23 protein-coding genes are annotated in these 26,607 nt (G+C 60.3%); 4 read left to right on the plus strand and 19 right to left on the minus strand.

Annotated features, from left to right (window positions below):
* Nucleotides 1-42: 42 nt before the first annotated feature.
* Complete coding sequence (locus J2Y39_RS24555) at nucleotides 43-570, minus strand: MOSC domain-containing protein (RefSeq protein WP_256811015.1); 528 nt, start codon at nucleotides 568-570, stop codon at nucleotides 43-45.
* Nucleotides 567-1,193, minus strand: coding sequence for a DUF1780 domain-containing protein (locus J2Y39_RS24560; RefSeq protein ID WP_007909887.1), 627 nt, complete (start codon nucleotides 1,191-1,193; stop codon nucleotides 567-569). Before J2Y39_RS24560 ends, J2Y39_RS24555 begins: the two co-directional genes overlap by 4 nt.
* 190 nt (nucleotides 1,194-1,383) lie before the next feature.
* On the opposite strand from J2Y39_RS24560, the gene J2Y39_RS24565 reads away from it, so the two are divergent.
* The gene (locus J2Y39_RS24565; RefSeq protein ID WP_041477814.1) at nucleotides 1,384-2,073 is read left to right on the plus strand and encodes an energy-coupling factor ABC transporter permease; all 690 of its coding nucleotides are present in this window, start codon (nucleotides 1,384-1,386) and stop codon (nucleotides 2,071-2,073) included.
* 65 nt (nucleotides 2,074-2,138) lie between these two features.
* The gene (locus tag J2Y39_RS24570) at nucleotides 2,139-2,354 is read left to right on the plus strand and encodes a hypothetical protein (protein WP_016773148.1); all 216 of its coding nucleotides are present in this window, start codon (nucleotides 2,139-2,141) and stop codon (nucleotides 2,352-2,354) included.
* Nucleotides 2,355-2,361: 7 nt separating this feature from the next.
* On the opposite strand, the gene yacG is transcribed toward J2Y39_RS24570, so the two are convergent.
* Genes yacG through pilB form a run of 5 tightly spaced genes read right to left on the minus strand, consistent with a single transcriptional unit; the run spans nucleotide 2,362 to nucleotide 6,973 of the window.
* Complete coding sequence (yacG, locus tag J2Y39_RS24575) at nucleotides 2,362-2,562, minus strand: DNA gyrase inhibitor YacG (RefSeq protein WP_016773149.1); 201 nt, start codon at nucleotides 2,560-2,562, stop codon at nucleotides 2,362-2,364.
* A complete protein-coding gene (coaE, locus tag J2Y39_RS24580; protein ID WP_122610924.1) occupies nucleotides 2,559-3,182 on the minus strand; it encodes a dephospho-CoA kinase in 624 nt (207 codons plus the stop codon). The genes yacG and coaE overlap by 4 nt, the downstream gene beginning before the upstream one ends.
* The gene (locus J2Y39_RS24585; protein WP_217865200.1) at nucleotides 3,179-4,051 is read right to left on the minus strand and encodes an A24 family peptidase; all 873 of its coding nucleotides are present in this window, start codon (nucleotides 4,049-4,051) and stop codon (nucleotides 3,179-3,181) included. Before J2Y39_RS24585 ends, coaE begins: the two co-directional genes overlap by 4 nt.
* Nucleotide 4,052: 1 nt before the next feature.
* Nucleotides 4,053-5,270: a type II secretion system F family protein gene (locus tag J2Y39_RS24590; protein ID WP_252876913.1), complete on the minus strand. Its 1,218-nt coding sequence runs from the start codon at nucleotides 5,268-5,270 to the stop codon at nucleotides 4,053-4,055.
* Between the two features lie 2 nt (nucleotides 5,271-5,272).
* Complete coding sequence (pilB, locus tag J2Y39_RS24595; protein WP_056790439.1) at nucleotides 5,273-6,973, minus strand: type IV-A pilus assembly ATPase PilB; 1,701 nt, start codon at nucleotides 6,971-6,973, stop codon at nucleotides 5,273-5,275.
* 226 nt (nucleotides 6,974-7,199) lie between these two features.
* On the opposite strand from pilB, the gene J2Y39_RS24600 reads away from it, so the two are divergent.
* Together J2Y39_RS24600 and J2Y39_RS24605 are read left to right on the plus strand one after the other, a co-directional pair.
* A complete protein-coding gene (locus J2Y39_RS24600; protein ID WP_056790436.1) occupies nucleotides 7,200-7,616 on the plus strand; it encodes a pilin in 417 nt (138 codons plus the stop codon).
* A 294-nt stretch (nucleotides 7,617-7,910) separates the two neighbouring features.
* A complete protein-coding gene (locus J2Y39_RS24605; protein ID WP_236168693.1) occupies nucleotides 7,911-8,264 on the plus strand; it encodes a BON domain-containing protein in 354 nt (117 codons plus the stop codon).
* Between the two features lie 264 nt (nucleotides 8,265-8,528).
* Here J2Y39_RS24605 and J2Y39_RS24610 read toward each other — a convergent pair whose 3' ends face one another.
* The 12 genes from J2Y39_RS24610 to J2Y39_RS24665 all read right to left on the minus strand — a co-directional run bounded on the left by J2Y39_RS24610 (nucleotide 8,529) and on the right by J2Y39_RS24665 (nucleotide 26,603).
* Nucleotides 8,529-8,828: a DUF2845 domain-containing protein gene (locus J2Y39_RS24610; protein ID WP_039761633.1), complete on the minus strand. Its 300-nt coding sequence runs from the start codon at nucleotides 8,826-8,828 to the stop codon at nucleotides 8,529-8,531.
* Nucleotides 8,825-11,776 (minus strand): DUF748 domain-containing protein, encoded by a 2,952-nt coding sequence (locus tag J2Y39_RS24615; RefSeq protein ID WP_252868296.1) that lies wholly within the window; start codon nucleotides 11,774-11,776, stop codon nucleotides 8,825-8,827. Before J2Y39_RS24615 ends, J2Y39_RS24610 begins: the two co-directional genes overlap by 4 nt.
* Before the next feature lie 222 nt (nucleotides 11,777-11,998).
* Nucleotides 11,999-13,015 carry a class I SAM-dependent methyltransferase gene (locus J2Y39_RS24620; protein ID WP_310220209.1) on the minus strand — a complete coding sequence of 339 codons (1,017 nt, stop codon included), beginning with the start codon at nucleotides 13,013-13,015 and terminating at the stop codon, nucleotides 11,999-12,001.
* Nucleotides 13,016-13,150: 135 nt separating this feature from the next.
* Complete coding sequence (gene acs, locus J2Y39_RS24625) at nucleotides 13,151-15,088, minus strand: acetate--CoA ligase (protein WP_150638513.1); 1,938 nt, start codon at nucleotides 15,086-15,088, stop codon at nucleotides 13,151-13,153.
* Between the two features lie 201 nt (nucleotides 15,089-15,289).
* A complete protein-coding gene (pgi, locus tag J2Y39_RS24630) occupies nucleotides 15,290-16,954 on the minus strand; it encodes a glucose-6-phosphate isomerase (RefSeq protein ID WP_016773160.1) in 1,665 nt (554 codons plus the stop codon).
* Nucleotides 16,955-17,312: 358 nt separating this feature from the next.
* Nucleotides 17,313-18,173, minus strand: coding sequence for a pantoate--beta-alanine ligase (gene panC, locus J2Y39_RS24635; protein ID WP_310220211.1), 861 nt, complete (start codon nucleotides 18,171-18,173; stop codon nucleotides 17,313-17,315).
* On the minus strand, nucleotides 18,170-18,970 hold the full coding sequence (gene panB, locus J2Y39_RS24640) for a 3-methyl-2-oxobutanoate hydroxymethyltransferase (protein ID WP_041477826.1): 801 nt from the start codon (nucleotides 18,968-18,970) through the stop codon (nucleotides 18,170-18,172). The genes panC and panB overlap by 4 nt, the downstream gene beginning before the upstream one ends.
* 436 nt (nucleotides 18,971-19,406) lie before the next feature.
* Complete coding sequence (gene folK, locus J2Y39_RS24645) at nucleotides 19,407-19,892, minus strand: 2-amino-4-hydroxy-6-hydroxymethyldihydropteridine diphosphokinase (protein ID WP_310220213.1); 486 nt, start codon at nucleotides 19,890-19,892, stop codon at nucleotides 19,407-19,409.
* Between the two features lie 3 nt (nucleotides 19,893-19,895).
* Entirely contained in the window at nucleotides 19,896-21,296 is a 1,401-nt protein-coding gene (locus J2Y39_RS24650) for a polynucleotide adenylyltransferase PcnB (RefSeq protein ID WP_056790418.1), read from the minus strand.
* Between the two features lie 733 nt (nucleotides 21,297-22,029).
* Complete coding sequence (locus tag J2Y39_RS24655) at nucleotides 22,030-23,466, minus strand: sigma-54 dependent transcriptional regulator (RefSeq protein ID WP_039761623.1); 1,437 nt, start codon at nucleotides 23,464-23,466, stop codon at nucleotides 22,030-22,032.
* A 22-nt stretch (nucleotides 23,467-23,488) separates the two neighbouring features.
* Nucleotides 23,489-26,443 carry an ATP-binding protein gene (locus J2Y39_RS24660; RefSeq protein WP_310220217.1) on the minus strand — a complete coding sequence of 985 codons (2,955 nt, stop codon included), beginning with the start codon at nucleotides 26,441-26,443 and terminating at the stop codon, nucleotides 23,489-23,491.
* The gene (locus tag J2Y39_RS24665) at nucleotides 26,427-26,603 is read right to left on the minus strand and encodes a hypothetical protein (protein WP_003176118.1); all 177 of its coding nucleotides are present in this window, start codon (nucleotides 26,601-26,603) and stop codon (nucleotides 26,427-26,429) included. The genes J2Y39_RS24660 and J2Y39_RS24665 overlap by 17 nt, the downstream gene beginning before the upstream one ends.
* Nucleotides 26,604-26,607 lie beyond the last annotated feature (4 nt).

Genomic DNA, 26,607 nt, shown 5'->3' on the forward strand with positions numbered 1-26,607 from the left:
GTCAGGTAGACGTTACTGAATGAGCACAGGCTACAGCGGTTTTCAGCCCGGATTGAACGCAGCGTAGCCGCTGTCCGGAACCGGTTCGACGCACACGCTATCGTCGAGGCGAATGATGCCGCTTTGTAACACCCGGGCGGTGATCCCGCCATGCCCGCGCACGGCTTGAAACGTGCCCGGCCCGAGATTGTCCTGCAAGCGTGCGCAGGGCTGACACCAGCCAGTGGTTTCGAGTATCGCTTGCCCGATGCGAAAGCGCCGCCCCTTCAGGCTAAACAAATTGATTCCGCTTATAACGAGATTGCGCCGCAGATCTTCAGGCCGGACCGGCTGGTCATCGGGACGGCCCATCAATGCGCTGATCACCGCCAGGTGCTCCCACTGAATCAGCGTCACCTGTCGCGCATTGCGAACGCCCGGGCGGGCGTGGTCGCCGGTGAGCCCGGCTTCCAGCCGCGCCTCGACCGCGTCCAGCTCAAGCATCGGCCCACGGGATTCTGGACGCACACCGATCCAGCGCACACGACCGGTTTGCGGAACCTCGGCGATCAACTGCTGCAGCGGCGTCACAGGCTGATGCCCACGTCGAACACAATGCTGCGGCCGAGGTTGCTGCGCAGAAAGTCCGGTGCGTCGGGATGGGCGAACAGCACACGGGCGAATGTCGGGCCGACCAGCGACAGCGAGCGCCAGCCCTGACGCAGATATTCGGTCGGTGGCGGGAAATGACTGTTGAGGTCGAGCACTTCGCGCTTGAGGCTGGCGAAGGCGATGATGTCCAGTTCACCCAGATCCATTCCGCGTTCCTTGTAGTTGTGCGCCTTCTTGCGCAGGGTCGGCGCCAGACGCAGGAGAAATTCGTTGGCCGGGATGCGTTTGGGCTTGGCTTCGCGGCGCACCAGTTGGCTCAGGGAGAACGCACTGCGCCGACGCTGCAATTCGTCGCGCCATTCATCATTGAGACGGCGGCCTTCGTCGAGGACGAAAAAAACTTCGAAATTGGCATCGCGGAACAACACGTCCGGCGGCTCACCGGCCGGGGCGAATTCGTCGGCGCGGTAGGGGATGTTCAGACCTTGCAGCAGGCGCTGGCAGACCCAACGCTCACGCTCCCATTTGCGGGCATTGGACAGGAACGCGTTGGCTTGCTCGGCCGCGATGGTCAGCAGGCGTAAATAATCTGAATCATCCATAAGCCCAAGCTTAGCGTCCAAATGCGACAAGCAGATAGCTTTGCATCGGCTCAGACATAAACGTCGCGCGATTGCGCCCTTGTAGGAGCTGCCGAAGGCTGCGATCTTTTGCTTTTATAAACAAGATCAAAAGATCGCAGCCTTTGGCAGCTCCTACAAAAAAGCGTGTCGAGTAGCAGGTGAGGGAATCATGATCGGTGCCGAACTGCTTTCAACGGCAAGCCTGACACTCGGCTGGCTGATTTATCTGCCGGCGCTGCTCTGGGCGATCATGCGTGCGCCATGGGTCGAGCTGTTCAGCGACAGTCGTCGGCAGCACTTGCTGTTCGGCACGGTGTTCGCGCTGTTTCTGCTGTGGCTGGTGCGCAGGGATTTCGACACCGGTGTGTCTTACCACTTTATCGGCATGACGGCGGTGACGCTGCTGCTCGATTGGCCGCTGGCGATCGTCGGCGGGCTGGTTGCGCAGATCGGCCTGGTGTTGTTGGGTCGACAGGATCTCGCAGCGGTCGGTGTCAATGGCGCGTTGCTGATTCTGCTGCCAGTGCTGATCACCGAATGCGTGGCGATTCTGGTCGAGCGTGCGCAGCCACGAAATCCATTCGTTTACATCTTCTGTTCCGGTTTCTTCGCCGCCGCGTTGTCCGGCCTGTTGTGCCTGATCCTCAGCCTGACGCTGCTGTGGTACGACGGCCTCTTCGCCATGCCGGAATGGCTGGAAGATTTCGTCGGCTACCTGTGGTTGCTGCTGTTTCCCGAGGCCTTTATCAACGGCATGGTTGTCAGCGCGTTGGTGGTGTTCTGCCCGGAATGGCTGGAGACCTTCAACCGCACCCGTTACCTTTCGGCGCCGTGGAAGGACGACGATCCGAAGTCTTGATCCACATCAAACCGGCCATGCCGCAGAGATTTCATGCTCGCGCAAATTCCTTCAGGAGCAGTGGCATGGGCGTGTACGAATGGGCGCGGCAGGAAACCCGGCAGAGTCTGGAGCTGGCGCAGGAAGTGGGCTTTGACCCGGGCCTGAGTTTGCGCGCCCTGCTCAGCGCCGTGGTGCAGCAGAGCAAGGCAGTGCGCAATGCCGAAGACCTGGCCGACGAGTTGCGCTTTCTTGCGGAGAACCTCGACGACAGTCAGGACTACGGCTTTATGCGGCCCTGATCAGCGATCAGTGACGCGGATCGAAATCGCCGGAAAACAGCTCGTCCTCGGCATCCGGGGCGACCGGAATCTTGTGTTCTTCCGAGGCCCAGGCGCCGAGGTCGATCAGTTTGCAGCGGTCGGAGCAGAACGGACGGAATTTGTTCGCCGGGGTGAATTCGACGGGGGCGCCGCAGGTCGGGCATTCAACGGTTGGAATCTGGCTCATGCTTGGCCTCCGGATAAAGTCAGATAAAAGTGATGCAGACGCTCGACCTCGCTGTGCAGCCAGGCGAGGTCGCGGTCGTTGACGATCACGTCGTCGGCACGGCTCACGCGGTCTTCACGGCTCGATTGCGCCTTGAGGATCGCCTGCACCTGCGCTTCGCTGGTCTGGTCACGCTGCAAGGTGCGTTCGATCTGCAGTTGTTGCGGCGCATCGATGACCAGGATGCGCTGAGTCATCGCGTATTGCCCGGACTCGATCAGCAGCGGTGAAACCAGAATCGCGTAAGGCGATTTTGCCTGCGCCAGATGATCAGCGATTTCTTCGCCGATCAACGGATGCAACAGCGCCTCTAGCCAACGCCGCTGTTCAGGGTCTTCAAAAATCAGTTTGCGCAGGGCGGCACGGTCCAGTGTGCCGTCGGCCTGCAACACGCCGGAACCGAAATGCTCGGCGATTTTCGCCAGCGCTGGACGCCCCGGCTCGACTACCCAGCGCGCCGCATGATCAGCGTCCACCACGTGCACGCCGAGGTCGATGAAGTGCTGCGCCGCCGCGCTTTTGCCGCTGCCGATGCCGCCGGTCAGGCCGAGGATCCAGGGTTTTTCCACAGGGGTATTCATTTCAAACCGACAGACTGCCAATAGAAGTCGGTTATTTGACCACCCCAGAGCAAGGCAATCCAGCCGGCAATTGCCAGAAAGGGTCCGAAGGGGATCGGCGTCGAGGTTGCCTGGGCGCGCAGACGCAGCATGACGACGCCCAAAATCGCTCCCACCAAGGATGACAACAGAATTGTCAGCGGCAGAATCTGCCAGCCACCCCAAGCGCCAAGCAAGGCCAACAGCTTGAAATCGCCATGACCGATGCCGTCCTTGCCGGTGAGCAGTTTGAACAGCCAGAACACCGACCACAGCGCCAGATAACCCGCGACTGCGCCCCACAATGCATCGGGCAACGCCACGAACACGCCGAAGCTGTTGACGATCAGCCCCAGCCACAGCAGCGGCAGCACCAGCACATCGGGCAGCAGCTGATGTTCGCAGTCGATCAGACTCATCGCCAGCAAGCCCCACGTCAGCAAAATCAGCAAGCCCGCCGGCCAGCCGAAGCCCAGATGCCAGGCGATGAATGCCGACAGCAGGCCGCAGGCCAGTTCGGTCAGCGGGTAACGTTTACTGATCGGCGCCGAACAGGCCGAGCAGCGCCCGCGCAGCAGCAGATAACTGAGCAGCGGAATGTTTTCCCAAGGGCGGATCCGGTGTCCGCAATGCGGGCACGCGGAGTGCGGCAGCATCAGGTTGTAGGTCGGCACAGGCGTTTCAGTAGGCAGGCCGAGCACATCATGGGCCTGCTGGCGCCAGTCGCGCTCGAGCATTTTCGGCAAGCGCCAGACCACAACATTGAGGAAGCTGCCGACCACCAGCCCGAGCAGCAGCGCGCTGACCACAAAGGCCAGCGGATACACAGCAAACAGTTCTTCGATAGGCATGTCAGATCGCTGAGCCGAGTTGGAAGATCGGCAGGTACATGGCCACCACCAGTCCACCGACGATGACCCCCAGCACCACCATGATGAACGGCTCCATCAGGCTGGTGAGGTTGTCGACCATGTTATCGACTTCCGCTTCATAAAAACCGGCGACCTTGTCGAGCATGTCATCCAGCGCGCCCGATTCCTCGCCGATGGCGGTCATCTGCACTGCCATGTTGGGAAACACACCGGTGCTGCGCATTGAGAAATTGAGCTGCATGCCGGTCGAGACGTCCTGCCGCACCCGCAACACCGCGCGCTTGAACACCACATTGCCGGTGGCACCGGCGACCGAATCCAGCGCTTCCACCAGCGGCACACCGGCTGCGAATGTGGTCGACAGGGTGCGGGCAAAACGTGCGACGGCGGACTTGTACATCAAGGTGCCCACCAGTGGCAGCTTCAACAGCCAGGCATCGCGGCGGTCACGCAGGGCCTGCGATGTCTTCAGCGCGTGGCGAGTGCCGAAAAACACCGCCACCAGCGCAAAAAGAATGGCCCACCACCACTGCTGCATGAATTCCGACAGGCTGATGATCATCAGCGTAAAGCCGGGCAATTCGGCGCCGAAGCCGGAAAACACCGACTGGAACTGCGGCACCACTTTGACCAGCAGAATGCCTGTTACCACCGCCGCCACCAGCACCACCGCAGTAGGGTAAGTCATGGCCTTCTTGATCTTGGCCTTGAGCGCTTCGCTTTTTTCCTTATAGGTCGCGACCCGTTCGAGCAAAGTGTCGAGGGCACCGGACTGTTCGCCGGCGTCGACCAGGTTGCAGTACAACTCGTCGAAGTATTGCGGTTTCTTGCGCAGGGCCGTAGCGAAGCTGTTACCGGCCGCGACCTCCTGTTTGACCTCGTCGACCAGTTTGCGCATGGCCGGGTTTTCGAAGCCTTCGCCGATGATGTCGAAGGACTGCAACAGCGGTACACCGGCCTTCATCATGGTTGCCATCTGCCGGGTGAACAGGGCGATGTCCTGCGGTTTGATGCGTTTGCCGAAGGTCAGCAGGGAGGCGGATTTCTTGCGCACCTTGCCCGGGTTGATCCCCTGTTTGCGCAGTTGCGCCTTGATCAGTGCGGGGTTCTGTCCGCTCAACTCGCCGCTGACTTTACTGCCTTTGCGGTCCGTGCCTTCCCAAGCGTAAATGCTGACTTTCGCTGCCTTGACCGCCATGTTCAATCCTTGGTGACCCGGTTGATTTCCTCAAGGCTGGTGATGCCTTGCATGGCCTTGTGCAGCCCGGAAGTGCGCAGATCGGCGAAGCCGTCGCGGCGCATCTGAATATCGATTTCCAGCGAATTGCCCTCGGCCATGATCAACCGTTGCAGGTCCGGTGTGTTCTTTACCACTTCATAAATCCCCACGCGTCCTTTGTACCCGCCATTGCAGTGATCGCAACCGACCGGCTCGTAGATCGTGAAATGACCGATGCGTTCCTCAGGGAAGCCTTCCTTGAGCAAGGTTTCGTGGGGGATTTCCAGCGGCCGCTTGCAGTGCGCGCACAATTTGCGCGCCAGACGCTGGGCGATGATCAGGCTGACCGAGGTGGCGATGTTGAAACCGGGAATGCCCATGTTGTGCAGGCGCGTGAGGGTTTCCGCCGCGCTGTTGGTGTGCAGGGTCGACAGTACCAAGTGGCCGGTCTGCGCGGCCTTGATCGCGATCTCGGCGGTTTCCAGATCGCGGATCTCGCCGACCATGATCACGTCCGGGTCCTGACGCAGAAACGAGCGCAGCGCCTGGGCAAAGTCCAGCCCTTGGCGGGGATTGACGTTGACCTGGTTGATGCCTTCCATGTTGATTTCCACCGGGTCTTCGGCGGTGGAAATGTTGATGTCGACGGTGTTGAGGATATTCAGCCCGGTGTACAGCGACACGGTTTTACCGGAGCCGGTGGGGCCGGTGACCAGAATCATCCCTTGCGGCTGTTTCAGCGCGGCGAGGTACAAGGCTTTTTGTTCGGCTTCGTAACCCAGTGCATCGATGCCCATTTGTGCACTGGACGGGTCGAGAATCCGGATCACCACTTTTTCGCCCCACAGAGTCGGCAGGGTGTTGACGCGAAAATCGATGGATTTGCTTTTCGACAGGCGCATTTTGATGCGGCCGTCCTGAGGTTTGCGCCGTTCCGAGATATCCAGACTGGCCATTACCTTCAAGCGCGCGGCAATGCGCCCGGCCAACTGGATCGGCGGCTTGGCCACCTCGCGCAGCATGCCGTCGGTGCGCATGCGCACCCGATAGTTTTTTTCGTAGGGTTCGAAATGCAGGTCGGAAGAGCCGCTTTTGATCGCATCGAGCAGCATCTTGTGCACAAAACGTACGACCGGGGCGTCGTCGGCATCGAGGCCGCCGATCACGTCCTGTTTGTTGTCATCAATGGACTCGACGTCGAGGCCGTCGAGATCGACATCGGCCATTTCCTCCAGGCCCGAGGCATGGCTGTCGAAGAACTTGTCGATGGCGTCGCTGAGCTTGTCGTCCTCCACCAGAATCGCTTCGGTGCTCAGGCCGGTGCTGAACTGGATGTCGCTGATCGCCTGCTGATTGCTTGGGTCGGAAAGGCCCACGAACAATTTGTTGCCGCGCCGCCAGAGGGGCAGGGCGCAGTGCTGGCGAACCAGTTTCTCACTGACCAGGCCCTTGGGCTGAGTCTCTTTGTCGAGGCAATGCAGATCGAGCAGCGCCATGCCGAAATGTTCGGAAGCTATTTCGGCGATCTGCCGGCTGTTGACCAGTTTGTTGTGCACCAGGTAATTGACCAGCGACACGCGATTGCGCTGGGCCTGCGCCCAGGATTGCCGGGCGCTTGTTTCCGTGAGCAGTTCGGCCTGGACCAATTGCTTGGCCAGACCGCTCAGAGCGATGTCATTCATGGGGATTCCGCACGCTTGCCGTTCATGACTTATAGCCTAGTCAAGTGACAGCGCCAAACATGGCCGGTGCAGGTGACAAAAAGTGTCAGATAGTGCGGTTGCGGGTTGTAGGAAACGGCGCAGGCGATTGCGCGCGCCCAGCAGGCGGGGCCTGAAAGGCGTTGGCATGGGCTGTGCTGAGCCTTGTTCAGATCATGAGATTTCGACTCATGCATGGAGCGTGTCTATGAAAAAACAACAAGGTTTCACATTGATCGAGCTGCTGATCGTTGTGGCGATCATCGGCATTCTGGCGACTATCGCCCTGCCGCAGTATTCGAAGTATCAGGCGCGGTCGAAGGTGACCGCTGGGATTGCGGAAGCATCAGCTCTTAAGGTCAATTTTGAAGACGTGATCAATGCCGGATCGACTGACCCGAGCATTACCAACGTGAACGGCGGCACAGCGGCCACGCAGAATTGCACGTTGGCGGCCTCCGGAAAAGTCGCCGATGGGACGGGTACTATTACTTGTACGCTGCTCAACGCTCCAGCGCCTGTTCTCGGCCAGACCGTAACGCTGACACGCAGTCCTACCACTGGCTGGACCTGTAAGTTCTCCGGCTCGAAAGAATATACAACTACGAGCTGCCCGGGCGTTTGACACGCACCTGCAACTTAAAAAGCTCCGCAATTGCGGAGCTTTTTATTACGCAACGGTTTTTAAAAGCTCCAATAATTTCAGCAGCTTATGAACTTTCCAAAAAACCGCAACTTGCATGTGATTTTCACGCACGTCATGCATTTTGCATGAAAATGAAAATCAGCGTTTTTCATAACTGTTTGTTTTTAAACGATTTTATGCGGTCGAAAAAGTTGGCACAGCGTTCGCAATATCTCCGGTAACCCTGCTGACAAGCGTTACAGCAGACTTCCAGTAAAAACAGGAGTTACTCGTATGAAGAAGTTCGCTATCACTGCCGCTGCTACCGCTCTGACCCTGACCATGGCTGGTGGCGCTTTCGCCCAGTCCGCTCAGGCTACCCAGTCGCCAATGGTTCTGGCTGCCGGTGAAGTTACCGAAATGAAACAAGATACCAACGACACCTGGATCACCACCAAGGTCAAAGCTGACCTGGTTACCGAAAAAGGCATTCCAGGCACCGACATCAAAGTCGAAACCAACAAGGGTGTAGTTTCCCTGTCGTCGACCACTGCGGTAACCGAGTCGCAGAAAGAAGTCGCCGTTGGCATTGCCAAGAAAATCAAAGGCGTTAAAGCGGTCTCCGCTGACGGCCTGAAAGCCGAGTAAGGCAAGACTTCTCGCCTGAACCGGGAGAAGACGCGACAGACGGGCCGAGCAATACGTCTGCCGCAACTTTAGAGTTCATGCGAACGGTCACACGGATGTGACCATTACAGGCCCCGGCACTTGTGTCGGGGCCTGTTCTATTTTGGGCAATACCAATGTGGGAGCGAGCCTGCTCGCGAATGCGTAGTGTCAGCCGACAAGTTCGTCAGTAGACAGACCGTATTCGCGAGCAGGCTCGCTCCCACAGGGCGAATTTCGTTCGGCTTAGTTACCGCGTTTGCTGTTGATCTGCCGCAAGCGATTACCTTCGAAGCGCAGGTACTGGTACATGCCGTTGTTTGGTCCGTAGGTCCATTCCTCGACCTGAAACTCTTCGCGGCGATTGGCACTGCGCTTGTAGCCGAGCACATCGCGACTGACCGGCTCACCACATTTTTGCAGCACTTCGCTGGCGCGGTCGCCGAGGCTGATCAATTGGCTGCCGCAGCGCAATGTATCCGACGCCGACGCATGGCCGGCGGCGCACGTCAGAGCAAGCACAGCCAGCCAGTTACGCACGGTCATTCGGCATCCAGGTGCATTTGCGTCACCACGCGGCCGTCGCTTTCGGCCTCGCCGAGGTTGGCGTCGATGAAGTACACGCGGTCATCCTCGAGCTTGCCCTTGTCGACCAGGTAATCCTTGATGGTGCTGGCGCGGTCCTGGCCCAACTGGCGCAACAGCACCTCGCTGCCACTCCAGAATGCGATCACGCCCTGGCGCATTTTCGCCGTGCGTTCTTCTTTGCCGAGGTCTTTCCATTCTGCCGGTGGCTGGGTTTTCAAGCGGGTGCGGTAGATGCCTTCGAGCAACGCGCCTTTCTCGCTTTCGGGCACTTGCAACAGCGAGGCCTGGGCCGGGACTTTGTCGCCACGGCGCTGGAGCATCTTGTAGTAGTTGTACTGATATTCGCGTTCCAGACGTTGCTCGGCCAGCAGTGGCCCATCGCTGCTCTTCGCGGCCGTGCCTTCGATTTCCAGGCGCAGCGCCGGACGTTCCTTGAGTGCCTGCGACAGTTTCACCAGCGCCGCTTCGGCGTCTTTGCTCAGATCGCTGGAGCCCGGCGCGAAGGACACCGTGCCGAGGTCTTCGGAGCCGCCGCCACTGACCAGCCCGCCGATCATTTTGAACGGTGCGGCGGCCGCTTTGACGATCAAATTGCGCAGGGTTTGCCAGACGATCGGCATCACGCTGAACTGTGGATTATTCAGGTCGCCGGTCACCGGCAATTCGATGGAGATCTTGCCGTCGACGTCCTTGAGCAGGGCGATCGCCAGTTTCAGCGGCAGACTCACTGCATCAGGGCTGTCGACCTTCTCGCCCAGTTGCAGCTGCTCGACGACGACTTTGTTCTCGGCTTTCAGCTGGCCTTTGGTGATCAGGTAGTGCAGATCAAGGTTGAGCCGGCCCTTGCGGATGCGGTAGCCGGCGAATTTGCCGGAGTAGGGCGTCAGGGTCGTCAGTTCGACGCGCTTGAAGCTGGTGGCGATGTCGAGGCTGGCCATCGGGTCGAACGGATTGACCGCACCCTTGATGGTCACCGGCGCATAACGGTCGACCTTGCCTTTGATATCGACGCTGGCCGGCTTCGCCTGACGACTGTCAATGGTGCCGATCTGACCGTTGAGCTGCTGCACGGCGGTGGCGAAATTCGGCGTCAGGCTGAAGTCGGCGAAGTTGGCCGAGCCGTCGTTGATCGCAATCGCGCCGATGTGAATACCCAGCGGTTTGTCCTTTCCTGCCGGTTTGGCTGCGGTGCTTTTTGCTCCGCTGTCGGCCGGTTGCGGGATCAGCAGGTCGTCGACGTTGGTGGTGCGATCGTCGTTGATCATGAAGCGTACATAGGGCTGCAACAGGTTGACCTTGTCGATCGACAGGCTGTCGCCGTGCTGATAGTTGATGCCGTCGACCACTACTTGCTGCCATTTGAGAAAATCGCGGGTCTTGAGCGTATCGAGGGTGTGCAGTTGATCGATCTGCGCGCGGCCGGTGACGCTGAGGGCCAGTGGTTCGGTGCTTTTCAGGTTGACCTTGAGGTCACTGCCGAGCATGCCGCTGCGCAGTTCCAGGCGAATGAACGGGTTGATATAGGACTGCGCGACACGCAGGTCGACGTCCTGGGTTTTCACGTTGAGCTGCGCGTTGACCGGGGCCAGATTGACCGTGCCGTCGGCGCTGATCTTGCCTTGCTTGCCCAGGCCGCTGTCGAGCTTGAGCTTGAAAGGCGAGCCGTTGAGGCTGTCGAAATCCTGCAGATCGACGTTCAGCGGGGTGATGTCCAGCGCTACTGCCGGTTGCGCCGAGCGGTCGGCGAGATGGACCGTGTAGTTGCGCAGTTGCACATCCTTGACCAGCACCTGCCATGGCTTGCTCGGCGCGCTTGGCTCAGGTTTCGGCGAGTCGGCGGCGGCCGGTGTATCCGCCGGTTCGGCAGCGGCTTTGGCAGCCGGTTTCGACGGTTGGCTGGCGAACAGCTTCTGCCAATCCAACTGGCCGTCGGCTTCCAGCGCCGCCCAGGTTTCCAGTTTGTTGCTGCGGATCTTGCCGACCACCACTTGCTGCTTGGCCAGGTCCAGCGAGGTTTCGCTGACGTCGAGGCGTTCGAGCCTGGCCAGCGGACGTCCGTCCGGAGCCTTGATGGCGAACGGCGCAATGCTCACCGCGACGTTGTTCAGCAGCAGTTCGGTCTGTTTCGACAGGTTGAGTTTGTACTCGGTGCTGAGGCTGACCACGCCGTTTTCCAGCACTAGCGGCACGGCGTCGCGCACGTAGGGCCAGAAGGATTTCATCTGGCCATCGGTGACTTTCAGGGTGCCTTCGGAGGTGAACGGGATCAGGCTGAAATTGCCGGTCCAGTCGATCCGCCCGCCAGCGGGGCCGATGGCGACGAGGGTCATGTCGGCGCTGTCCTCGGGCAGGGTACTGAGGTTTTTCAGCTCGAAACTGAGGTCGTCGTAAAGAAATTCGATCGGCTCGCTGGGCCGCATATCCTCGAAATGCACCACGCCGCCGGCCAGTTTGATGTTGTCGATACGCAGCGGGAATGGCTTGGCGTCGGGATCGGCGGGTGTCGGCTCGCTCGGCGGCACGTTGAACAGGCCGAGCAGGTTGAGCTTGCCGTCCTTGGCGAAGAGGATTTCGCTTTTGGGTTTGTCCAGTTCGATGTCGGACAGATGCAGCGCTTTGGTCCACAGGCTGTCGATTTGCAGGTTGGCATAGAGGCGATCGAAGCCGACCTGCTCCTTGCCCGGCTCGCCGATCACCAGCCCCCACAGGGTGACCTCAAGGCTGAAGGGGTTGAGTTCGATGCGCTGCAGATGCGCCGGCATCGTCGCGTAGTTCGCCAGTTGCTGGTTGGCCACGCGCAAGGCAATGCCCGGCAGGATCAAAAACCCCAGCAGGCTGTAGAGGGCCAGGGCTGTCAGCAGTGCGCCAATCGCGCGAATCAATCCTTTGGGCATGTGCGGCTTCATCTGTCTGAATCGGAGTGCCTTGGAGTATGGCACGCGATTCTGGTTCCGAAGTGCTTGATGTGGGACAGGATTGTTCAGAAATTTCTGTAGGAATAGATCTCCCCGGTGGGAGCGAGCCTGCTCGCGAATGCGCTGGTTCAGTGAAAAACAAGTCGACTGACACTGCGCTTTCGCCAGCAGGCTCGCTCCCACAGGGAAATGAAATCGCTCATGCCGGAGGGATCACAGCTGCAAAATCAGTGTCTTCAACGGTGGCTGCTGGTCCCGCGAGGGGAAGTCCGCACCCGGGGTCATCACGCTCCATTCGCGCACCGGGCGACCGGCCTTTTCGGCGCAGCGCAGCACTTGTTCGCGCCAATCGTCCATGCTGACTTTCGCCAGGTTGTTGCAGCAGATCAGTACGCCGTTGTCGGCGGTGGCCAGCAGCGCGGGTTTGAGCAGGCTCTGATAATCGCGTAGCAGGTCGACGGTGCCGAATGCGCTTTTGGCCCACGCCGGCGGATCGAGCAGGACCAGATCGTGTTGGCGCTGTTCGAGGCGCTGATAGCTCGGCAGCTTCTGCCCGCGCCGCACGCTGATCGGCAGGCCAGCGAGCTGGCGGATCGCCGGGAAGTAATCGGACTGAATGAATTGCATCGGCGGCAGTTGCGGGTTGAGCAAACCATTCTCGCGACCGACCGCCAGGTTGCCCTCGGCAAAATCGAGGTTGCACACCTCACGTGCACCGCCGGCCGCTGCACTGAGGCCAACACCACAGGTGTAAGCGAACAGGTTGAGCACGCTTTTGCCTTGCGCGTGATCCTTGACCCAGCCACGGGTGTTGCGCAGGTCGAGGAACAGCAGCGGATCCTGCCCGGCATGACGCCCGCGCACGCGGTAGTTCAGGCCCCATTCACGCCCGACCAGATCCGCCAGTGCGGCGTCGTCGGCTTTATAGACGCTGTCCTCGCGATCGATCCGTGAATTGCCACGGGAGCGGTCGTTGTAGACCAGCAGGCTGTCGAAGCCCAGGGTCTGGTTGACCATGGCGTGCAGTTGCAACAGTTCATCACGTTCGAGCGTCTGGTGAAAACTCTGCACCAGCAATTGCGGGCCGTAGCGGTCGATGGTCAGGCCGCCGGCGCCTTCCTGGCTGCCGTGGAACAGCCGATAGCAATCGGTGCCCTGGCTGTGCAGCGCAGCGAGCAGGTCCTGGCGTTGATCGAGGGCGGCGCGCAGCGCCTGATTCAAGGAAGACATGCGGGCGCCTTGCTGAGGGGATTGGGGCGCGGGAGTTTAACAGTTTGCCGGGGGATCGCGTGATGGCCCTTCGCGAGCGAGCTCGCTGCCACATGTGCAATGCGATCACCTGTGGCAGCGAGCCTGCTCGCGAAGCTATTGATTCAAACGTTTATCAACGAGGTCCTGCACCACACTCGGATCTGCCAGCGTCGAAGTATCGCCAAGGCTGTCGAGCTCATTGCAGGCAATCTTGCGCAGAATACGCCGCATGATCTTGCCCGAACGGGTCTTTGGCAGCGCCGGCGCCCACTGGATCAGGTCCGGTTTGGCGAAGCTGCCGATCTCCTTGCTGACATGCGCCAGCAGGTCTTTCTTCAGCTCTTCGTTGGCCTCGGTGCCGTTCATTGGCGTCACGAATGCGTAGATGCCCTGGCCTTTGACGTCGTGGGGATAACCGACCACGGCGGCTTCGGCGATGCTGTCGTGCAGCACCAGGGCGCTTTCCACTTCGGCGGTGCCGATGCGGTGGCCGGAGACGTTGATCACATCGTCGATGCGTCCGGTAATCCAGTAATCGCCGTCCTCGTCACGGCGGGCGCCGTCGCCGGTGAAGTAATAGCCGGGGTAGGGTTTGAAGTAGGTGTCGATCATCCGCTGCGGATCGCCGTAGACGCTGCGAATCTGCGCCGGCCAGCTGGATTTGATCGCCAGCACGCCGCTGCCGGCGCCTTTGATTTCCTTGCCGGCTTCGTCAAGCAATACCGGTTGCACGCCGAACATCGGTTGCGTCGCGCAGCCGGGTTTGATCCGTTGGGCGCTGACCAGCGGGCTGAGCATGATGCCGCCGGTTTCGGTCTGCCACCAGGTGTCGACGATCGGGCAGCGCTGTTCACCGACAGCATTGAAATACCATTCCCACGCTTCCGGGTTGATTGGCTCACCGACGCTGCCGAGCAATCTGAGGCTGGCGCGTGAAGTTTCCTTCAATGGTCCGGCGCCTTCGCGCATCAGCGCGCGCAGGGCGGTGGGTGCGGTGTAGAAAATGTTGACCTTGTGCTTGTCGATGACCTGCCAGAAGCGCGAACTGCTCGGGTAGCTCGGCACGCCTTCGAACATCAGTGTGGTCGCACCGTTGGCCAGCGGCCCGTAGACGATGTAACTGTGGCCGGTGACCCAGCCGACGTCGGCGGTGCACCAGAACACTTCGCCGTCGCGGTAGTCGAGCACGTACTTGAAGGTCATCGCCGCTTGCAGCAGGTAGCCGCCGGTGGTGTGCAGCACGCCTTTGGGTTTGCCGGTGCTGCCGGAGGTGTAGAGGATGAACAGCGGATCTTCGGCGTCCATCGGTTCCGGCGGGCAGTCATCGCTGACCTCGCGCACGGCCTGGTGATACCAAAGGTCACGGCCTTCGACCCAATCGACTTGGCCCTGAGTGCGCTCGACGACCACCACGGTGCTGACGTTCGGGCAACTTTGCAGGGCTTTGTCGACGTTGTTTTTCAGTGGCACGAAGCGGCCGCCGCGCACGCCCTCATCGGCGGTGATCACGGTACGGCAGTCGGCGTCGAGAATTCGATCACGCAGGGAATCCGGGGAAAATCCGCCGAACACCACCGAATGAATCGCGCCGATTCGCGCGCAGGCGAGCATGGCGTAGGCGGCTTCGGGGATCATCGGCATGTAGATGCACACCCGGTCGCCTTTCTTTACGCCACGGCTTTTCAGCACGTTGGCCAAACGGCAGACGTGGTGATGGAGTTTGTTGTAAGTGATCTGCGCCGATTCGGCTGGGTCGTCGCCTTCCCAGAGCAGGGCGGTCTGTTCGCCGCGTTGCTTGAGGTGACGGTCGATGCAGTTGTAACTGACGTTGAGCTTGCCGCCGGCAAACCAGGCGGCTTCTCCGGTTTTCAGGTCATAGCGCTGAACGGTCTGCCACGGCGTGCTCCAGTCGAGGAAACGCGTGGCCTGCTCGGCCCAGAAGGCGCTGGGGTGTTCAATCGATTCGCGGTACAGGCGCCGATACTCGTCCTGGCTCAACTGAGCGGCCTGGCGCACGGCATCGGCTTTGGGGAACGTGCTGATATCGAACATGACGGTTCCTTATTCTTGTGGTGCGACACGAATAAAGATGCGCCGAGCGCTGCACAGGTTCAAGTCATGTGCCAAAACAACTGTGGGAGCGAGCCTGCTCGCGAAGGCGGAATGTCAGTCAACGAAGGTGTTGAATGACGAACCGCTTTCGCGAGAAGGCTCGCTCCCACAGGGGAACAGCGTTGTGCCCGAAGGCTTTTATCAGCCGCGATGGCGCCCGCGGAAGTAGTTGATCAGGCCTTGAGTCGAGGCATCGTCAGCCACGGTCTCGTCGCTGCCGACCAGGCGGTTGTAGACGCCTTTGCCCAATTCCTTGCCCAGTTCCACACCCCACTGGTCGAAGGCGTTGATGCCCCAGACCACGCTTTGCACGAACACTTTGTGCTCGTACATCGCAACCAGGGCGCCGAGGCGACGCGGGCTGATGCGTTCGACTACCAAGGTGTTGCTCGGGCGATTGCCCGGGATCACCTTGTGCGGCGCCAGTTTGCGCACGTCGTCTTCGCCCATGCCTTTGTCGCGCAGTTCGGCTTCGGCTTCCGGCAGGGTCTTGCCGAGCATCAGCGCCTGGCTCTGCGACAGGCAGTTGGCGTACAGCCACTGGTGATGATCGGAAACCGGGTTGAAGCTGACGATCGGCACAATGAAGTCGGCCGGGATCAGTTGGGTGCCCTGGTGCAGCAACTGGTGATAAGCGTGCTGACCGTTGCAGCCGACGCCGCCCCAGATCACCGGGCCGGTATCGGTCGACACCGAGGTGCCGTCCTGACGCACGCTCTTGCCATTGGACTCCATGTCCAGCTGTTGCAAGTGCTTGGTGATGTTGCGCAGGTAGTGGTCGTACGGCAGGATCGCGTGGCTCTGCGCACCCCAGAAGTTGCCGTACCACACGCCGAGCAGGGCCAGCAGCACCGGCATGTTCTGTTCGAACGGCGCGGTCTGGAAATGCTGGTCCATGGTGTAGGCACCGGACAGCAATTCCTTGAAGTTGGACATGCCGATGGCCAGGGCGATCGGCAAACCGATCGCCGACCACAGCGAATAACGCCCGCCGACCCAGTCCCACATCGGGAAGATGTTTTCTTCGCGGATACCGAAGGCCACCGCTGCGGCATTGTTGCTCGACACAGCGATGAAGTGGCGATACAGCTCGGCTTCCGAGCCGCCCTGCGCCAGGTACCAGGCGCGTGCAGCCTGTGCGTTTTTCAACGTTTCGAGGGTGTTGAACGACTTCGACGAAACGATGAACAGCGTGGTCTCGGCGCGCAGTTTTTGCGTCAGCTCATGGAACTCGCTGCCGTCGATGTTTGCCAGATAGTGGCAACGTACGCCTTTCTGCGCGTAGGACAGCAGTGCTTCGGACACCAGCTCAGGACCGAGGAACGAACCACCGATACCGATGTTGACCACGTCGGTGATCGGCTTCTCGGTGTAACCGCGCCACAAGCCATCATGAATTCGGCCAACCAGATCGGTGATCTGGTTCAGCACTTTGTGCACTTCCGGCATCACGTTGACGCCGTTGACCGACAATTTGTCGCCGACCGGGCGGCGCAGGGCGGTGTGCAGTGCCGGGCGGCCTTCGGAGGCATTGACGATTTCGCCGTCGAACAGCGCTTTGATCGCGCCCTTCAGATCGACTTCATTGGCCAGGCCCACGAGCAGGTTGCGGGTCTCGGCGTTGATCAAATTCTTCGAATAATCGAGAAACAGACCGCAGCTGCTGAGGGTGAACTGATTGAAACGCTGCGGATCGGCGTTGAAGGCTTCGCGCATGCTGAAATCCTGCATGGCTTGGCGGTGGTCTTTCAACGCTTGCCAGGCGGGCAGAGCGGTAACGTCGTGAGGAGTGCGGTAGTACGCCATCGCTGCGGTTTTCCTTTTTACTTGAACGGCCTTTTGAACACGGTACAGATCAACCACGGGTTTTAGCGCATGGGATCAACTGCGTCGACACGAGATCTGGACACAGGGCGAATACAGTAAACCTCGCGCTGCGTTCTGTCTTGACTTTGTCTGACCAGATCCCTGTACTTTTTTAACATCCGCAGAGGAATCTGGCCGACAAACGGAGGTGCCCGGAAGACTTTCGCCCAACCGGCATGCACCGGAAACACATGTGGGAGCGAGCCTGCTCGCGAAGGCGTGGTGTCAGGCAACTTATAAGTCGCTGATACACCGCCTTCGCGAGCAGGCTCGCTCCCACAGGGAAATTCGTTGCTGCTTAAATCTGGCTATCGAGATTCAGGTGCAGGTTGTCGATCAACCGCGTGGTGCCGAGGAACGCCGCTACCAGAATCACCAGATCGCGATCCTCCGCCGTCGCCGGACGCAAGGTCAGGCCATGACGGATTTCCAGATAATCCGGACGCAGCCCCGCTGATTCCAGCACCTGCAACTGCGCAGCGATCAGCGCCGGGTAATCACGCTCACCTTGCTTGATCGCTTCGGCGATGCTGCTCAGCACGCGGTAGACCACCGGCGCCACGGCGCGCTGGTCTTCATTGAGGAAGCCGTTGCGCGACGACAGCGCCAGACCGTCCGCAGCACGTACGGTTGGCTCGCCGATGATCTGGATCGGCATGTTCAGGTCATGCACCAGTGCGCGGATCACCGCCAGTTGCTGGTAATCCTTCTGGCCGAAAATCGCCAGGTCCGGCTGGACCATATTGAACAGCTTGCTGACCACCGTCGCCACACCTTCGAAGTGCCCCGGACGGCTGGCACCACACAGGCCTTCGGACAATTGCGGCACGCTGACCCTGGTTTGGCCGGCCATGCCGTCCGGGTACATCTCTTCAACCGTCGGCGCGAACAACAGGTCGCAACCGGCTTCGAGGAGCTTTTCCTGATCGGCGGCGAGAGTGCGCGGGTATTTGTCGAGGTCTTCGCCGGCGCCGAATTGCAGCGGGTTGACGAAAATACTCGCGACGACGAAATCCACTCGCTGGGTAGCTTTGGTGATCAATGCGACGTGGCCGCTGTGCAGGTTGCCCATGGTCGGCACGAAGCCGATGCGCTTGCCTTCACTGCGCGCGCGAGCGACGGCGGCACGCAGTTCGCGTACGGTTTTGACGGTGTTCATGCAGAGAATCCGTGTTCGATGCCGGGAAACGTGGTGGCTTTGACTTCACTGACGTAAGCCTTCAGCGCGGCCTGGATGCTGTCCTGACCTTGCATGAAGTTCTTGACGAATTTGGGGACGCGGCCGGTGATCGACAGGCCGAGCATGTCGTGCAATACCAGTACCTGGCCGTCGGTGGCGTTGCCGGCACCGATACCGATCACCGGAATGCCCACGGCCTGGCTGATTTCTGCCGCCAGTTCGCTCGGCACGCACTCAAGCAAGAGCATGGCCGCACCGGCCTGCTCCAGCGCGATCGCATCGGCACGCATCTGCCGCGCCTGGTTCTCGTTGCGGCCCTGCACTTTATAGCCACCGAGAATGTTCACTGCTTGCGGGGTCAGGCCCATGTGCGCACACACCGGCACACCGCGTTCGGCGAGCAGACGGATCGACTCCGCCAGCCACAGCTGACCTTCAACCTTGACCATGTGCGCGCCGGCCTGCATCAGCATGGCGCTGTTGTTCATGGTCTGTTCGAGGGTGGCGTTGGCCATGAACGGCAGGTCGGCGAGGATCAGGGCATCGCCATTGCCACGCTTGACGCTGGCGACGTGATAGGCCATTTCCGCCGTGGTCACTGGCAGGGTGCTGTCGTGCCCCTGCAGGACCATGCCCAGGGAGTCGCCGACCAGCAGCACTTCGACACCGGCCTCGTTGCAGGCGTGGGCGAAGGTCGCGTCATAGCAGGTCAGCATGGTGATTTTTTCACCTTTCTGCTTGAGGCTCTGGAGCGTGGTCAGGGTGATGGCTGGCATGTAAAAAATCCTCGTTCAGGCGCTCTGGAAACTGCTGCGAGTCACGCGCGTGATTCTTCATCTACTCAGGCGCACGGTCTTGTGTCGTGCTTTGAAAGGCCTGGATTGCGCCCGTTCATGCCGGGTTGGCGGCAGCGGGACGCCTATAGTCGTGATGAGCCAACAGGAAGTCAATTGCGTGTGTTACCGCCTTGTTACGCGGGCGGTGTTACCGGCGTTACTGATGCGATTCAGCGGCGCGGCGGGCCTGATTCGGGGGATTTTTGTCTGACAAAAACTGGAGATTGGCAGGTAACCTGTGGCGAGGGGATTTATCCCCGTTGGGTCGCGGAGCGGCCCCATGTTTGTATACGGCTTGGTCAGATTTGGGCCTGCTTCGCAGTCCAACGGGGATAAATCCCCTCGCCACATAACCACATTTCACAGAAGATTTTTGTCAGGGCTGGGAGATGCGTTCAAGGCCGACAAACGGGCAGGCGGCCAGCAGGTCTGTCAGCGTGCGGCCATCGGCGAGACGCAGATCCTGCGGTGCCAGTTCAGCGAGGGGATAGAGAACGAACGCCCGCTCCTGAATCTGGTAATGCGGGACTTTCAGCCGTGGCTCGTCGATCAGGCGATCGCCGAACAGCAGAATATCCAGATCCAGCGTGCGTGGCCCCCAGCGCTCAAGACGCTCGCGGCCCTGAGCGTTTTCGATCGCCTGCAAGGCGTCGAGCAACTCAATCGGTGCGAGCGAGCTGTCGAGGGCGGCGACAGCGTTGGTGTAGCGCGGCTGGCCCGGCAACAGTGAATCGCTTTGATAAAAGGCTGAAACGCCGGCAAGACTTGTCTGCGGCAATTGCCCCAGCGCCGCAATGGCGCTGCGCAATTGGTCGGCCGGGTCAGCGAGGTTGCTGCCCAGACCAATGTAGATGCGTTCCATCGCTTACTCGCCCGTCGCGCTCGAGGCGCCGGCGCGCTTGCGCTTGGAACCGCCGCTGCGGCGCCGTTTGCGTGGCGCGCCGCTGGCATCGTCACCCTTGCCGCTGAGGTCGCGGATCATGTCGCGACGCTCGCTGTCATTGGCGTCCTGATAATCGGTCCACCATTCGCCGAGGCCATCGGTCTCCTCACCGGCGCTTTCACGCAGCAGGAGGAAATCGTAGCCGGCGCGGAAGCGCGGGTTGTCCAGCAACAGATCGGCGCGTTTGCCACTGCGCCGTGGCAGGCGTTCCTGCATGTCCCAGATTTCGCGGATCGGCATGGTGAAGCGCTTCGGAATCGCGATGCGCTGGCACTGTTCGGCAATCAGCTCGTGAGCGGCTTCCTGCATCGCTGGAATCGGCGGCATGCCACGTTCCTGCAGACGCAACACGCGGGCCGGCAGTGCCGGCCAGAGCAGGGCGGCAAACAGGAACGCCGGGGTCACCGGTTTGTTCTGCTTGATGCGCAGATCGGTGTTGGTCAGCGCTTCGCTGATCAGCGTGTGGGTGTATTCCGGGTTGTATTCCAGCGCCTCGGCACTGGCCGGGAACAGCGGGGCGAACAGTTGCAGATCAACCAACATTTCAAAGGTGATCGCGCCGTGCCCGGAGAGGAACAGCTTGAGCACTTCTTCGAACAGCCGCGCCGACGGAATCTCGCGCAGCATCGGCGCCAGCTCACGGATCGGCTGCACGGTGTGCTTCTCGATGCCGAAGTTGAGCTTGGCGGCGAAACGCACGGCCCGCAGCATGCGTACCGGGTCTTCCTGGTAACGCTGCTTCGGGTCGCCGATCAGACGGATCAGGTGATTGCGGATGTCGTGCACGCCATTGGCGTAATCGAGAATGCGCTCACTGACCGGATCGTAATACAGAGCATTGATGGTGAAGTCGCGGCGTTGCGCGTCTTCTTCCAGGGTGCCGTAGACGTTGTCGCGCAGAATCCGCCCGCTCTCGTTGCGCGAAGACTGGTTGCTGTCTTCCTCGTCTTCGTTGATCGGGTGATTGGCGCGGAAGGTCGCGACTTCAATGATTTCGCGACCGAAATGGATGTGCACCAGTTTGAACCGGCGACCGATGATCCGCGCATTGCGGAATTCGGCACGGACCTGCTCGGGGGTGGCGCTGGTGGCGACGTCGAAATCCTTGGGCGTGATGCCCAACAGCATGTCACGCACGCAACCACCGACCAGATAAGCCTGGTAACCGGCACCTTGCAGGCGTTCGACGATATTCACCGCATAGCGGCTGAACTGCGTTTTCTGCAGCGAATGTTGGCCGCTGTTGAGCACTTCAGGGGTGCTGCGGATGTGTTGCGTACGACGCACGGGAGTTCGGAATGACTGGAACAGCTTCTTCAGCATGGGATGCACTGTTTGAAGGAATGTTCGGCCATACCAAAAGAATGACCGCATGATGGGCGCAGATTCTAGCATTTAGTCGGGGGATGGTGTAGGACGCAGCAGATATGAGCTGCAAGCCGCAAGCTGCAAGGGTCGAACGCGGGAAACGGGGGGATTTCACGGAGGGGAGAAACTACAAGGGGAGCCGAAGCTCCCCAAGAAGTAGTTGCGTGCTCTTTTTATTATTGATTCGGGCTTCTTGTTTTTGTTGAGTGCCCTCGCCACGAAGCGTTTCCTTCGTGACCCTCCCAATCGGGAGCCAAGAGCAAACGGATTGCTTTGGTCGCTGAATTGCAGTGATCTGTCGATCCAACCAGTACAGGCTCTGTCTTAGGACAGTTTTTGTTGTTCTCGGCCTGGTCGTGGGGCAAGCCCCAAATACAACGCCTCTCCAAAAGAATCAGTTAGCTGCGCCTCTCGCCGTCTTGTTTTTATTGTGCGTGAGTCGATTCGTCTTATTTTTATTGTCTTGTGCATTGCTTGTTATTGTTCTTGTACCAAACATATAGCAGGGTGCGTGCCAACTTTTGCCAAGCCCAGTAAAATAAGGGGTTAGGTCGATATAACCGTTTTGCAGGGGCGAAAAAAAGCCGGGGTTTCGTTACCGATAACCCCGGCTTCTGTTACGTGAATCGACTGCGGTAACAGTTTTTTCACATTGTCATGCGTTACCCGCGCACGCGGTGGGTAACGCTCAGCTCTCGCTGGCGACCCCGGTCTTGCGCCGTGGAATGCCCAGACGCTGGCGGCGTTCCCACAGGCACTTGCGGCTGACGCCCAGTTTGCGTGCCAGTTCGGTCTCGGTCATGTGGTCCTGATGCTCGAGGACGAAGTGCTGGAAATAGTCTTCCAGCGACAGATCCTCGGTCGGCTCATGGCTGCTGTTGCTGGCGTTACCGCCTGTTTGCGGCGGCAGACCAATGAACTCGTCGTCTTCCAGATCGCTCAGCTCGATGTCGATGCCCAAAAGGTCGGCCGAAATCTCCGGGCTTTCGCTGAGAATCACCGCGCGCTCGACAGCGTTCTCCAGCTCACGCACGTTACCGGGCCACGAATAGTGCCGGATCGCCTGTTCAGCGTCGGCAGCGAATTTCAGGTCGGTGCGATTGATCCGCGCGCTCTGGCGAGCGAGGAAGGCATTGGCGATTTCGTTGACGTCGGCGCCACGCTCGCGCAGCGGCGGCAGCTTCAGGGCAATCACGTGCAGACGGTAATAAAGGTCTTCACGGAACTGGCCGATTTTCGCCAGGCTCTTCAGATCGCGGTGCGTTGCAGCGATCAGGCGCACATCGACTTTCTGCGACTGCACCGAACCTACGCGGCGGATCTCGCCCTCCTGCAGAACCCGCAGCAAGCGAGCCTGGGCTTCGAGGGGCAGTTCGCCGATCTCATCGAGGAACAGGGTGCCGCCGTCCGCCGCTTCGACCAGACCGGCGCGACCGGCGCTGGCGCCGGTGAACGCGCCTTTCTCGTGGCCGAACAGTTCGGACTCGATCAGGCTTTCCGGAATCGCCGCGCAGTTTACCGAAATCATCGGCGCCTTGGCGCGTTTCGACAGATTGTGCAGGGCGCGGGCCACCAGCTCTTTACCGGTGCCGGACTCACCCTGAATCAATACGTTGGAATCGGTTGGCGCGACTTTGCGGATCTTGCTGTACAGGTCCTGCATCGGCGGGCAGGAGCCGATGATGCCGATTTCGCCATTGCTGTTATCCACAGCGGCTTTGCCATTGCCGGCGGCAGGCTTGCTCGCCGTGGCTTCGCCGGCAGCTGGCGCCGACTGGCGATCGCGCAGGATCCGTGCAACCGCCTGGAGCATTTCATCGTGGTCGAACGGCTTGGCGATGTAATCGACCGCGCCCATTTTCATCGAGTCGACCGCCGAGCGCAGGCTGGCGTAACTGGTCATGATCAGCACCGGTGTGCCTTGCCCGAGCTTGATCAGCTCGGTGCCCGGAGCGCCCGGCAGGCGCAGGTCGCTGACGATCAGATCGAACGTAGGAATGGTGAAGCGTTCTTGTGCTTCCTGCACTGATCCGGCTTCGCTGACCTGGTACTGGTTGCGTTCCAGCAGGCGGCGCAAGGCGGAGCGGATAATGGTTTCGTCTTCGACGATCAAAATGTGCGGCATTGATTCGATACTCTCGACGGTCTCAGTTCACAGCGGACGTCGCTTCGACATGACGCGGTAAGGTCACCCGGATACGGGTGCCGCGTTGGCTTTGTACATCAGCCGGGCTGTCGATGGTGATTTGTCCATAATGCTCTTCAACGATGGAATAGACCAGTGCAAGGCCCAGACCGGTGCCTTCACCCGGATCCTTGGTGGTGAAGAAAGGTTCGAACAATCGGTCCATGATGCTCGACGGAATACCGCTGCCTTCGTCTTCGACGATCAGATCGACCGTGTGTTCGCCGGCTTCGCTCTTGACCCGTACCGCACTGTGCGGCGGCGAGGCGTCGCGGGCGTTGGAGAGCAGATTGATCAGCACCTGGGCAAGCCGTTGCGGGTCGCCTTCGACCCAATGATCGGGATCGCACAGGTTGTAGAACTGCACTTCGAAATTGCGCCGGTTCAGCGCCAGCAGGCCGATGGCATCCTGCGCGACTTCGGCCAGACACACCGGTTCGTCGTTGTGCTGATGACTGCCGGCATGGGCGAAGCTCATCAGCGACTGGACGATGCGCGAGACGCGTTTGGTCTGCTCGAGAATCTGCCCGCTGATTTCCGTCAGCTCGCCGTCGTCTTCGCGCTCTTCGCGCAGGTTCTGCGCCAGGCAGGCGATGCCGGTGATCGGGTTGCCGATTTCGTGGGCCACACCCGCTGCGAGTCGACCGATGCTGGCCAGCCGTTCGGAATGCACCAGTTTATCTTCGAGCATCTGCGTTTCGGTCAAATCCTCGACCAGTAACACCAGGCCACTGTTACCCGGGGCCAACGGCTCGTCGATTGCCGCTTTGTGCAGATTCAGCCAGCGGGTCTGACCATCGAGGGCCAGATGCTGTTTGTGCAAATGCTCGTCGGGCAGGTTGATGAAGCCTTGCAGCAGCTCTTTCCACGGGTTGGCGATGGTACTCAGACGCGAACCGACCACTCGCTGCGCAGCGATGCCGGTCAGCTCTTCCATGGCCTTGTTCCACATCAGGATCTCCTGATCCTTGGCCAGCGAGCAGACGCCCATCGGCAGTTCCTGCAAGGTCTGGCGGTGGTAGCGGCGCAGGGCGTCGAGTTCGGCGGCCAGGCCGGTGAGGCGCGAGTGGTAATCCTCGAGACGGCTTTCAATGAAGTGAATGTCTTCGGTGACGTAGTTTTCGCCGCCAGCCTTGTAGGGCAGGAAGGTTTCCACCATGTCCTGCGCAACGCTCGGACCCATCAGGCCGGACAGGTTGGCCTCGATGCGGTCGCGCAACCGGCGCAAGGCATACGGCCGGCGTTCATCGAAGGGCAGATACAAGTCGCGCAGCGCTTGCTCGACCTCCTTCTGCGCGGCCTTGGCACCCAGCGGCTTGGCCAGTTGCGTGGCGAACTCCTGCGGCGAAGCGGCGTGCAGTTCGCGGCGTTGCGGGCGGCGCACGTTGTCCACGGCGCAGGCTTCGGCGGCGCTGGCTTCTTCCGGGCTGGCGTTGGTGAACAGCGAGATCAGGGTGAACATCAACACGTTGGCGGCCAGCGAGGCGATGGCCGCCATGTGCCAACTGGTGTCGTCGAGCACGTAGATCATGTTCAGCAGCGGGATATAGAAACCCTGCAGATTGCCGACCAGCGGCAGCAGCATGGTCACCACCCAGACCGTGATCCCCGCCAGCAGACCGGCAATGAAACCGCGGCGGTTGGCGGTCGGCCAGTACAGCACCGACAACACCCCGGGCAGAAATTGCAGGGTCGCAACGAACGCGACGATGCCGAGATTGGCCAGATCCTGCTCGACGCCGAGCATCAGATAGAAACCGAAACCGGCCATGATAATCGCCACGATCAGCGCCCGACGCGTCCATTTCAGCCAGCGGTAGATGTTGCCTTCGGCCGGCGGCTGATAGAGCGGCAGCACCAGATGGTTCAGCGCCATGCCCGACAAGGCCAGGGTGGTGACGATGATCAGGCCACTGGCGGCGGACAGGCCACCGACGTAGGCGAGCAAGGCCAGCGGTTTGCTGTTGGCGGCAATGCCGATGCCGAGGGTGAAATATTCCGGGTCGGTGGTGGCGCCGAGTTTCAGGCCTGCCCAGAGAATCAGCGGTACGGCAAGACTCATCAACAGCAGAAACAGCGGCAGGCCCCAACTGGCGCTGACCAGCGAGCGCGGGTTGAGGCTTTCCGTAAAGGTCATGTGATACATGTGCGGCATCACGATCGCCGAGGCGAAGAACACCAGCAGCAGCGTGCGCCACGGGCCTTCCTGCAACGGCGTGTGCAGGGCGGCGAGGGCCGTCTGGTTTTGCAGCAGCCACAGTTCGAGCTGTTGCGGGCCGTCGAACACACCATACAGCGCATACAGGCCAACGCCGCCGAGGGCGATCAGTTTGATGATCGACTCAAAGGCAATCGCGAACACCAGCCCTTCGTGTTTCTCGCGCGTGGCGATATGCCGGGAACCGAAGAAAATCGTGAACAGAATGATCAGCGCACAGAACGCCAGCGCCACGCGGCTCTGCACGCGTTCGCCGGTGAGGATGCCGATCGAGTCGGCCACTGCCTGAATCTGGAGGGCAAGCAATGGCAAGACGCCAATCAGCATGAAAATCGTGGTCAGCGCGCCGGCCCAAGTGCTGCGAAAGCGGAAGGCAAACAGATCGGCCAGCGACGACAGTTGATAGGTGCGGGTGATCTTCAGGATCGGATAGAGCAGCACCGGCGCCAGCAGAAATGCACCGGACACGCCGAGATAGCTGGACAGAAAGCCGTAACCGTACTGATAGGCCAGGCCCACCGTGCCGTAGAACGCCCAGGCACTGGCGTAAACCCCCAGCGACAGGGTGTAGGTCAACGGGTGGCGAATGATCGCGCGCGGGATCATGCCCCGTTCGCTGACCCAGGCAACGCCGAACAGCGCCGCCAGGTACGCGGCGCTGATCAGGATCATCTGGGTCAGGCTAAAGCTCATCGGCATCTTTTTGGCTCTGCAGGATGAAGGTCACGACAATCAGGATCAGCCAGAGCAGATAAGGGCGATACCAGGCGCCCGTCGCGTCGATCCACCAATCCATGATGGCGGGGGAGAACAGGTAGATCCCGACGACCAAAAGCAGGACCAAGCGATAGATGTACATCCCG

It is taken from the genome of Pseudomonas sp. 2957 (assembly GCF_031456345.1).
GTDB lineage: Bacteria > Pseudomonadota > Gammaproteobacteria > Pseudomonadales > Pseudomonadaceae > Aquipseudomonas > Aquipseudomonas siliginis.

What these genes read in the sequence shown, in the direction of transcription:
- J2Y39_RS24560 (WP_007909887.1), bottom strand. Translation starts at nt 1,193, where the DNA reads ATGGATGATTCAGATTATTTACGCCTGCTGACCATCGCGGCCGAGCAA.
- J2Y39_RS24565 (WP_041477814.1), top strand. Translation starts at nt 1,384, where the DNA reads ATGATCGGTGCCGAACTGCTTTCAACGGCAAGCCTGACACTCGGCTGG.
- J2Y39_RS24570 (WP_016773148.1), top strand. Translation starts at nt 2,139, where the DNA reads ATGGGCGTGTACGAATGGGCGCGGCAGGAAACCCGGCAGAGTCTGGAG.
- yacG (WP_016773149.1), bottom strand. Translation starts at nt 2,562, where the DNA reads ATGAGCCAGATTCCAACCGTTGAATGCCCGACCTGCGGCGCCCCCGTC.
- coaE (WP_122610924.1), bottom strand. Translation starts at nt 3,182, where the DNA reads ATGAATACCCCTGTGGAAAAACCCTGGATCCTCGGCCTGACCGGCGGC.
- J2Y39_RS24585 (WP_217865200.1), bottom strand. Translation starts at nt 4,051, where the DNA reads ATGCCTATCGAAGAACTGTTTGCTGTGTATCCGCTGGCCTTTGTGGTC.
- J2Y39_RS24590 (WP_252876913.1), bottom strand. Translation starts at nt 5,270, where the DNA reads ATGGCGGTCAAGGCAGCGAAAGTCAGCATTTACGCTTGGGAAGGCACG.
- pilB (WP_056790439.1), bottom strand. Translation starts at nt 6,973, where the DNA reads ATGAATGACATCGCTCTGAGCGGTCTGGCCAAGCAATTGGTCCAGGCC.
- J2Y39_RS24600 (WP_056790436.1), top strand. Translation starts at nt 7,200, where the DNA reads ATGAAAAAACAACAAGGTTTCACATTGATCGAGCTGCTGATCGTTGTG.
- J2Y39_RS24605 (WP_236168693.1), top strand. Translation starts at nt 7,911, where the DNA reads ATGAAGAAGTTCGCTATCACTGCCGCTGCTACCGCTCTGACCCTGACC.
- J2Y39_RS24610 (WP_039761633.1), bottom strand. Translation starts at nt 8,828, where the DNA reads ATGACCGTGCGTAACTGGCTGGCTGTGCTTGCTCTGACGTGCGCCGCC.
- J2Y39_RS24615 (WP_252868296.1), bottom strand. Translation starts at nt 11,776, where the DNA reads ATGAAGCCGCACATGCCCAAAGGATTGATTCGCGCGATTGGCGCACTG.
- J2Y39_RS24620 (WP_310220209.1), bottom strand. Translation starts at nt 13,015, where the DNA reads ATGTCTTCCTTGAATCAGGCGCTGCGCGCCGCCCTCGATCAACGCCAG.
- acs (WP_150638513.1), bottom strand. Translation starts at nt 15,088, where the DNA reads ATGTTCGATATCAGCACGTTCCCCAAAGCCGATGCCGTGCGCCAGGCC.
- pgi (WP_016773160.1), bottom strand. Translation starts at nt 16,954, where the DNA reads ATGGCGTACTACCGCACTCCTCACGACGTTACCGCTCTGCCCGCCTGG.
- panC (WP_310220211.1), bottom strand. Translation starts at nt 18,173, where the DNA reads ATGAACACCGTCAAAACCGTACGCGAACTGCGTGCCGCCGTCGCTCGC.
- panB (WP_041477826.1), bottom strand. Translation starts at nt 18,970, where the DNA reads ATGCCAGCCATCACCCTGACCACGCTCCAGAGCCTCAAGCAGAAAGGT.
- folK (WP_310220213.1), bottom strand. Translation starts at nt 19,892, where the DNA reads ATGGAACGCATCTACATTGGTCTGGGCAGCAACCTCGCTGACCCGGCC.
- J2Y39_RS24650 (WP_056790418.1), bottom strand. Translation starts at nt 21,296, where the DNA reads ATGCTGAAGAAGCTGTTCCAGTCATTCCGAACTCCCGTGCGTCGTACG.
- J2Y39_RS24655 (WP_039761623.1), bottom strand. Translation starts at nt 23,466, where the DNA reads ATGCCGCACATTTTGATCGTCGAAGACGAAACCATTATCCGCTCCGCC.
- J2Y39_RS24660 (WP_310220217.1), bottom strand. Translation starts at nt 26,443, where the DNA reads ATGCCGATGAGCTTTAGCCTGACCCAGATGATCCTGATCAGCGCCGCG.
- J2Y39_RS24665 (WP_003176118.1), bottom strand. Translation starts at nt 26,603, where the DNA reads ATGTACATCTATCGCTTGGTCCTGCTTTTGGTCGTCGGGATCTACCTG.